This window comes from Corynebacterium sp. HMSC071F07, from assembly GCF_001810285.1.
GTDB classification, from domain to species: Bacteria; Actinomycetota; Actinomycetes; order Mycobacteriales; family Mycobacteriaceae; genus Corynebacterium; species Corynebacterium simulans.
Genome location: NZ_KV800690.1, coordinates 1 through 440, shown reverse-complemented (window position 1 = coordinate 440; position 440 = coordinate 1). Strand labels below are relative to the sequence as shown.

Here is a 440-nt window from a genome sequence, read left to right as displayed (position 1 = left end):
AGGTGTCTACCAAACAGGGGTCAGGTCCTCTCCTATGTCACCTCCACAGCGACGTTGTCTGAACTCGCCGGGCAACAAAGGGTGAGTCGTTGGACACTTGATCGCCGATTCGAACCGTTTTGGCTCATCGACGTCCCCAACGACGGTGCCCCGCAGCGCGTCTACGATCAGATCTTCATCGACGGCACCTACACCGCGGCTGGCTGCCTACTTGTGGCAGCCAGCCGCGACCACGTCATTGCATGGCACTGGACCAAACACGAAACAGCCCACGCATACACGCAGCTACTTCGCAAAATCGCCGAACCACTCTGCGTCGTCCTCGACGGCGGACAAGGCGCACTCACCGCGATTAAAGCCTGCTGGCCAAACGCGATGATTCAGCGTTGTCTCGTCCATGCACAACGCGTCATCCGCCGCTACACCACTCACGGCCGCGC

Annotated in this window: 1 protein-coding gene; it reads left to right on the top strand. The window is 60.0% G+C overall.

Going from position 1 to position 440, the window contains the following annotated elements:
- The coding region (locus tag HMPREF2724_RS01635; RefSeq protein WP_141748296.1) for a transposase at nt 1-440 on the top strand (440 nt) is incomplete at both ends.